A 7,118-nucleotide genomic window follows, 5' to 3' on the forward strand; every position below is an offset into this window, starting at 1 on the left:
CTTTCGTGTAGAAAAAATTTACACGATAGAGAAAACCTCCTTTCAAATAGCCCCATAGCTTTGGCTTATAAAGTGCGTAGACCATTGATTTTACCAACCTTTCTTCTAAATTTGGGTATAAAAAACACGACCAAACATTACTGTTCAATCGTGTTAATTTTAAATAGTATTTTCTGTTTAAACTTCTTTAAGCAAGTCCTCAAGTTGCTCCATTAGCACCGGAACCTCTTTTTGAGATAAATTCCAGACAAGTTCCATTCTTAATTCGCCATACCCGTGTGCTACGATATTTCTAAGGTCAACGATCTTTCGCCACTGGATATCCTTGTACTCCGTCCACAACTCCTTCGTCAATGCGTTGGTATGCTCGCCAATGTTAAGGAGCGACATTGCTGTTGCCTTCTGGTAAACATCATTTTCGAGGAATCCTTTTTCACCGATTTCATTAGAATACCTTATAATGTCTTTGCATTCGGATATGATCTTTTTCAGTAATTGAATATCCCTATGCTTCATATATCCTTACCTTCTTGTTAATGGTTAAATAGCTGTTTTCCTTTAAAGGGCCGGCAACCACATCCACCTTGGTGTTCAATTTCTCTTGAATATCAAGCTTAAACCCGTACATATCAAATAAACTTGCAATTTTTTCATCAAAGTATACAAGTAAATCCACGTCTGAATCCTCCGTATTCTCACCATTTGCAAACGAGCCAAACAAGTCGATGCTAAGCACCGGATACGCAGGTGCAACCTGACCGACCGCATCTCGTATATCTGTAATTGTCACGCTTTATCACCTCTTAAAGACCTTAAACAAAATTAAGGCAATGATTAAATATCTGATTACATTATACCTTAAAAACTGGTCACAATCAAAAAGGAATATGCCTCGAAAAGCTTTTTGCGGGGTATAAACACATTATTGATTGCAGAACCAAAAGTTGTATTCATCAACCAATTGATAGTTTTTGCTCTCCTTCTCAACCGGTTCCAGAAGACAAATGGGAAATGAATACTGCTTTCTGCCCATTCTTGCTTTCACGACGATACCATATAAATCAAAAACACCTTCAATAGCTGTTACCTTGATAATATCGCCAACTTTCAACGGACCAGGATCATCCACAATTTCGGCTTCGAAAGGAAACTGAAGATGATTTTCAAGGTATTTTTGCCAGGCTTCCTTTGACTTCAAACATCCTGTATTCCCTTTCTTGTACGATCCCTTTTTAAAGCCTCTTTTCTTTATTCTAACACTTCCTCATATTTGTTAACAATGATTTATTGGTTCTTCATAGACTGTCGTTGCATCAACAAAAAGAGTTTGCCTCGCAAAAGCTCGCACTCATTTTTCAATGCTTGGTTTTCATCCGTCAGTTTTGCTATGTACTCATCCTTTTGGGCAAGTTTCTCTTTCAGGTTGGTTATCTGAGATTGCTTTCGGAATACCGGCGGTGCGGGTACTGAAGGCTCAGTTTTTGCATAACCTATTCCTTTGTCGGCCAAAAGCTTTCGTATATGAGGCTTGGCAAATACAGAACGTGACAGCCCTGTGGCTTCCATCAAGTCTTTAATTTTAATACTGTACCCCTCATCTTTGAGGTCACGGATTGCTCTGAGCACAAGATTGATGGTCTTTTGACGCTGTGTTTCCTGTTTTGCCATGAGCTGTTCTGGGACTTTACGCATGATAATCACCCTCCATTAATTTTTTGACTACCTTTTCAAAAAGTTCCGCATTGCGCAGCGCATTGGTCTTTATCATGGGATAGTCCTTAAATTTTTCAGCCTTGGTCTTCCATGACAGCACCTGTTCTCTAAAGTACGGGAGCTGCTCCCTGTCGGGAATGAAGTGCTTGCAGTCCAGGCAGTTCCACATGTCGCTTTTACAGCCTGTGATATCTCCGCAAATACCGCCCCTGACACGGTGTGCCCGAATATTTTTCAACAGCCGTTTTTCGAGCTGTTCTTCTATATTGAGAATTCTACCGCCAAACATTACATAGGTATTTTCACTGTTTTCTTGCTCATTTAATACATATTTCTGCTTCTGAACCAACATTTTCGGTTTCAAGTCTAAATGAGCATAGGAACCAAAGAGCATGGCATCACCGTGGTGACCGGTCATATCCGCAATCTGAGGCAAGGTAAATCCCGCCTCCAGTCTGTCGGTAATACCATTATGGCGGAACTGATGAGAGGTTAGATGGTAAATTTCGCCGTTCTCATCACGTATATTATATTTTTCACTTATCCTTTTAAAGTTGTCTGAAACATAGCCCCATTGGACTGTGTAGCATCTATCAATAGATCTTACGTTGCTATTTTTAAGAGTTTGTTTTCTCTGATAGGTGAAAAGTGCATCTTTTTTATTATCACCCATAAAAGGCTGCAGTGACTTTGCAAGCGCTTGCTGTTCTCTGATTAATCCGATCAAATATTCTCCAATTCCAGTGTTTTCAATATGGATTACTCTTTGAATCGGTTCCTTATTCCCGCCGTTTTGCTTCCATGTGGGGATGAAAAGGCAGAAGTGTCCATTGTAGGGCTTTAAACAGTCAATTTTCATTCCACGCACTTCACTGATTCGGGATGGAATCAAACGTAAAATCCAGTAGATGCATTTCACAGGCAGGTCTATTTCCTCCTTCATGAAAACAGAATCAAGCTGATTAGCAACGGCTTCAGGAATGTATTTGTAATCAAGCTTCAGGTGACTGTCATATGGATTATCTGCAAACGGATTCTTGAAGTGCTCTCCCTCCCAACCATTCATTGTTTTCAAAAATATGCTGACTACCGACCATCTGCTGTACCGGGAAGTTTCCGTGTAATAAGCCTGATCCAGAAACGCCTTATATTCTGTTGCCGTAGTCATGTTAATCTCAGAAAGCTTTATATTCTTGGGAAGACTTCTAAAAAATACTGCCAAATCCAGTACATTTGCCCTGATGCCTCTTACGCTTTTGCCATTCATCATTCTTATGATGGCGAAATACTTGGCAATGGTTCGATAATCATCCGGCATTGATGAAAAGTAGATGGACACAATGTTTGGATCTTCCGCAAAGCTCCTTATCCGCTTGTCGCAGACCCATGTATCATTATCGAAGCAAATTCCTGTTCCAAGCTCATTCAGAAATTCAATATACCTTAATTTTTTGTATTCTTCATATCCTTCTGTTTTATGTGGTCTTAATATGTTGCTCATATGCCCACCTCGCTGTCCACAATGGAATTTACAATGTTTTGATAGCACTCCAACAAAAAGCTTTCCTGCTTATACTCCTTAAAGTCTGTATAATCATTGATGTTGTTCTTCATATAAGCTGCCAGCAGATTGTTTACTATTATTTTTTGCTGCTCCAACAACTCCTGCCAGTAGGGAAGATACTTCTTGCCGGTACACAAGTTTTTACAGTTGACACAATTGTACATGCTGTTTCGATTGGTACAGCCACCGTAAGCAGCCTTTTTCAGGCAATAGCCAAACTCCACCTTGCGCTGCTCCAACCTGAAGTCTATATAGAGGAGACGGCGTTCTTCCTCTGAATACTCTGCTAACTGCTCTCCTGACAAAAGCAGGTCAAATTTGTCCTTGAAAAATTTGGTATTAAGCTCAGCAAGCTTCATTTTTCTAACTTCCGCATAATATTTTGCAGTAGTACCCCTATTAAGATGCCCCAGCCAGTAGGCAAGTTCCTCCACTGTTGCACCGTTTTCAATCAGCGTGACAGCAAGTGTCTTTCGGTACTGTCTACTGGTAAAGTGCCAAGGTTCTCCGGTTTCATCACAGATGCTGTAGTTTTCTATCAGCTTGTTGATGAGTATTGCAAAATACCACATATTGAGCATACTGGCTTTAAAGTTCTCTCTCTTCCGGATAAAGATATATGGGAGACAATATTCATCCCGTAGTGGTTTAGTGGATTCGATTTGCAATTTAATTTCGTTGGCAAGAGAGCAGGGAATCAGCACCCGATGATAATCTCCAACGCCAGCCTTGCGTCTTGCAGACAACACCTTGTAGGGCTTATACTTCAATAACACATAATCCTCATATTTGGATTTTTCAAGGCAATCCGCTTCAAGGAAAAGTACCTCCTTTGCCCGCATGCCCGTATTGGAAAAGATTTTGAACAGAAGCTGATAGACCTCCTGCAACTCACCTATATGAACTTCGAGCTGTTCCATCACACATTCCGGAATGACAGGCGTATTTTTTACATAATCCTTGGAATTTCTAAAGATAAATTTCTCAAAGGGATTTTGGTACGGGCGGGGGCTTTTGATGCCCTCGTCTCTCATATTGCCCATCAGATAGGCGCATACGATTTTACAGGTGCCAAAGACTATCATAATGTTTGCCTGTGATTTTTCCCTGCCGTGGTTTGTCGTTTCCGCATTCTCAAGGGTAATGTGAAGCGCTTTTGCATCCACATCATCTACATCTGCAAAATATTTGATGTTCGGATTGTGCGTAGTCAGTAGATTAACCGCATAGGCAATCTCGGACAGGAACCGGTCGTTTATCCGATTGACCGCCATAAAGCGGTGCTTCATGTAGTATTTCACTTCCAACCGCATGGAGGGACTGTTGATTATGGTAAAATCCATCCTGTTGTAATACAGGGATGGACCGTGCTTCTTGTACAGTACCCATACATCCTTCTTTACATCCAACTGAAGCCGGTTTTCCGATATGAACTTTTTTGACTGTATCTCGGATTCAGTTCTCACACTTTCTTTAAACAAAGATAGAAAATCCTTGTCGCATCCTTTAAAATTTATCCTGAAGGGTTCTCCCAACAACCAATCGTGCAATTTGCATTCACTTATTCTTTCACGTCGTCCTGTATACCCTTCTGCGATAGAACGAAGATAATCAGTTGTTGCATCAACCATTGTCATGCAATATCTCACTGTCCTCATGGCTCCGATTCGTGCTGCAATTTCCTGCAAGTTGTCTTTTCGCTTCATTGCCTCCTTGATTTTTTTTGTCCAGAATACTCCGAATTCCTCATTTACGATATCAATGAAAAGATGTCTGTCATCGATCTCGCCAAGGATATATGTGAAATTGTACCGGATTGTAGCTTCTTTGCTGCGGAGCATTGTTTCAAACACATGGCCTATCCCAACCTCCTTAGAATGAATACATTTGTCGTTTTCGTACCATTCCATAACAAACTGTCTGGTGTAGTAACGGAAGATTTTTAGAAAGTCTTCACGGTAAGCCTTGTACCCAATGGCAACAAAGGAAATGCCACCGAAGAACCGGAATGCTTCACGGAGCGGAGCGTTGTCCTGTCTGTAGGAACCACTTTGCAGGGCATATCTATATGCTTCTATACTGGCTGTTGTCGTATCAACCGTGATATTTACCCGGTGTGGCATAAATATTTCCGCACCATTGATGTGCCATAGCGCCGAGGCCAGTTTGACTTCCAATCGCTTAATCATTGCAGCCACCCTTCCCCTTGTGAAGTTTCTCCATGACAGTCCTGGCAATCACTTGATTATTGTGATTGCGGTATGGCTCAATGGAATCGGTACTGCGCCAGCCGAAGCATTCCAGCATAATTGCATCGGTTAAGCCATCTTCCGGGTGCAGGATTTGGTGCTCAATGAATTCCATCACTTTTGTGCTGCGGCCGCTGTGTGTCCTTATTTTTGCAGAGTCTATGCCTGCTCTCCGGGCACAGCCTTTGAGAATGGCAAGGTAGTTGCGGTAGGAGAGAGGCATTCCATAGCATTTTCCCTTTCTGAGATTAAGGAAAAGGTACTGACTGATAATGCCGCTTTCATTTTCGGCTGTCATTCTTTCGGTTGCTATGTAGCTATCCAGAAGTTCGCAGGTTTTTGCCGGAAGCACTACTGTTCTGAGGTTGTTGCGGCTGCCACCTGTCACTGAGGTTCTGCCCTTGGAGCGCGTCGGCTGGATGATTCTTTCAACCGGATTGTAATTGTCCAGTTTGATGCTCAGTGCTTCATCAATGCGGAATCCCTCCAGCGTAAGCCGAAATACCGCCTCATCCCGCAGGGTGAGAAAGCTGCCGCATAACGCCTGCTTCTCGCTTTCGTCATACCATTTAATGTACTCTTTACCGCCCTTTAAGCTGGGCAGATACCTGTCTATGATGTATTTGTAGTCATAGGAGTATATCTGCCCATACAAAAAGGACTTTTTTGCTCTGAAGGTATCTGTCTTGGTCTTGAACTGCATATTGGTTTCGTAATTGTTATCCAGCCATTTGTAGAACTCAGTAATGACGGTTACATACTGGCTCAGTGTAGCATAGGTAATAACCGTATCAAGCGATCGGATTTTGAGGTCATCCAGGCTTCCGTAGATTAAGTTTTGAATGAAAGTGACGACCTCCTTGTTGGTCGCCACGTCATATTCGACATCATAGCTGTCCAAGTAATTCAGATACACCAACAGCTTTTCAGCATACTTCCTGCCGGTGCTGACCTTTCTGAGGCTTTTTGCTTCGATCCACTGGTTTACCTCCAGTATCGGCAGAAGGTTATCTGTTATCATATACCTGTCGATAACCCTGCCATTTTCTGTTTCAAACCGAAATCGTTTAAGCTTAAACCGCTTGTTTTCCATCTGCATAATATACCAACTCCTATTTTTTAAGATAGGAGCCAGTATATCATGCTGAAATGAACGTCAGAGAAACCAATGTGGAAGGCTCGCCTTCTCTGGCTTAGCCTTGGTAGTTGAATATGGCCTTTATTTTTTCAGAAAGCAACGGAAGTATAGTCGAGCCAAAGAGCAGATACAATCCTGCAAGGACTAAAGCTCCCAAAACTACGCTGATCATTACGTTGATAGCAAGGTCAATCATTCCTGACCCACTTCTGTCTGTCAGGATGCCTCTGACAGAAACCATTCCCTTCATCATATTTACTCTTGCCTTTATAATTAAGTTTTGCATACTTGAATCTCACCTTTCTTATTTTTCTTATTGAATGACTGTTGGCAATGAGGGGGGTGAAGCCTTTCAAAAAGTTTTTCTTCCCCTCTAACTCCCATTCTTTAAAACAGGAAAGTTAGGACTTGTATCGTGTTAATTTGTATCGTATACATCTTCTTCAGGAAAGAT

At 41.7% G+C, this 7,118-nt stretch carries 8 protein-coding genes; all 8 read right to left on the reverse strand.

From position 1 onward, the window contains the following. Positions 1-177: 177 nt before the first annotated feature. Positions 178-516: a HepT-like ribonuclease domain-containing protein gene (locus UF75_RS23865; protein WP_045577015.1), complete on the reverse strand. Its 339-nt coding sequence runs from the start codon at positions 514-516 to the stop codon at positions 178-180. Continuing rightward, entirely contained in the window at positions 506-790 is a 285-nt protein-coding gene (locus tag UF75_RS23870; RefSeq protein ID WP_045577016.1) for a nucleotidyltransferase domain-containing protein, read from the reverse strand. The genes UF75_RS23865 and UF75_RS23870 overlap by 11 nt, the downstream gene beginning before the upstream one ends. 132 nt (positions 791-922) lie before the next feature. Then, on the reverse strand, positions 923-1,198 hold the full coding sequence (locus tag UF75_RS23875; protein ID WP_045577017.1) for a calcium-binding protein: 276 nt from the start codon (positions 1,196-1,198) through the stop codon (positions 923-925). Between the two features lie 86 nt (positions 1,199-1,284). After that, positions 1,285-1,692 carry a DUF6262 family protein gene (locus UF75_RS23880; protein WP_045577018.1) on the reverse strand — a complete coding sequence of 136 codons (408 nt, stop codon included), beginning with the start codon at positions 1,690-1,692 and terminating at the stop codon, positions 1,285-1,287. Continuing rightward, positions 1,685-3,214 carry a tyrosine-type recombinase/integrase gene (locus UF75_RS23885; RefSeq protein WP_045577019.1) on the reverse strand — a complete coding sequence of 510 codons (1,530 nt, stop codon included), beginning with the start codon at positions 3,212-3,214 and terminating at the stop codon, positions 1,685-1,687. Before UF75_RS23885 ends, UF75_RS23880 begins: the two co-directional genes overlap by 8 nt. Next, on the reverse strand, positions 3,211-5,466 hold the full coding sequence (locus UF75_RS23890; protein WP_045577020.1) for a site-specific integrase: 2,256 nt from the start codon (positions 5,464-5,466) through the stop codon (positions 3,211-3,213). The genes UF75_RS23885 and UF75_RS23890 overlap by 4 nt, the downstream gene beginning before the upstream one ends. After that, positions 5,459-6,625: a tyrosine-type recombinase/integrase gene (locus tag UF75_RS23895; RefSeq protein ID WP_242860409.1), complete on the reverse strand. Its 1,167-nt coding sequence runs from the start codon at positions 6,623-6,625 to the stop codon at positions 5,459-5,461. Before UF75_RS23895 ends, UF75_RS23890 begins: the two co-directional genes overlap by 8 nt. A 94-nt stretch (positions 6,626-6,719) precedes the next feature. Then, positions 6,720-6,950, reverse strand: a complete 231-nt coding sequence (locus tag UF75_RS23900; protein ID WP_045577021.1) for a DUF6133 family protein — start codon at positions 6,948-6,950, stop codon at positions 6,720-6,722. Between the last annotated feature and the right edge of the window lie 168 nt (positions 6,951-7,118).

Source organism: Desulfosporosinus sp. I2 (genome assembly GCF_000960765.1).
Classification (GTDB): Bacteria; Bacillota; Desulfitobacteriia; order Desulfitobacteriales; family Desulfitobacteriaceae; genus Desulfosporosinus.